1 protein-coding gene is annotated in these 581 nt (G+C 66.1%); it reads left to right on the top strand.

The features are described from left to right. Nucleotides 1-581 (top strand): phosphopantetheine-binding protein (locus FJR74_RS08370; RefSeq protein WP_140915068.1); only part of this gene is annotated, 581 nt, incomplete at both ends.

Here is a 581-nt window from a genome sequence, read left to right as displayed (position 1 = left end):
GTGAAGACCGCCCTGGGGACAAGCGCCTAGTCGGGTATGCCACCGAAATTGCCCCCGGGGCAGTGGACCCGGCCGGGCTGCGGGCGCAACTAGACCAGCGATTGCCCGGTTACCTGGTGCCAGCCGCGGTGGTAGTGATCGATGCGCTTCCGTTGACGGTCAACGGCAAACTTGATCATCGTGCGTTGCCGGCACCGGAATACGGTGATACCAACGGATATCGCGCTCCGGCCGGGCCGGTTGAGAAGACCGTGGCCGGCATCTTTGCCCGGGTGCTTGGGCTTGAGCGGGTCGGCGTCGACGACTCGTTCTTCGAGCTCGGCGGCGATTCGCTGGCGGCAATGCGGGTTATCGCCGCGATCAACACCACCCTAAACGCCGATCTGCCGGTGCGCGCGTTGCTGCACGCGTCGTCGACGAGAGGTTTAAGCCAGCTGTTGGGGCGAGATGCCCGACCGACCAGCGATCCGCGCTTGGTGTCTGTGCACGGCGACAACCCCACCGAGGTGCATGCCAGCGACCTCACGCTGGACCGGTTCATCGACGCCGACACGCTGGCCACCGCCGTCAACCTGCCGGGC

Origin of the sequence: Metamycoplasma neophronis (assembly GCF_006491995.1) — a bacterium.
Lineage (GTDB): Bacteria > Bacillota_I > Bacilli_A > Mycoplasmatales > Metamycoplasmataceae > Metamycoplasma > Metamycoplasma neophronis.
Note: the sequence above shows the minus strand (reverse complement) of the source record. Positions and strands in the feature narration are given on the sequence as shown.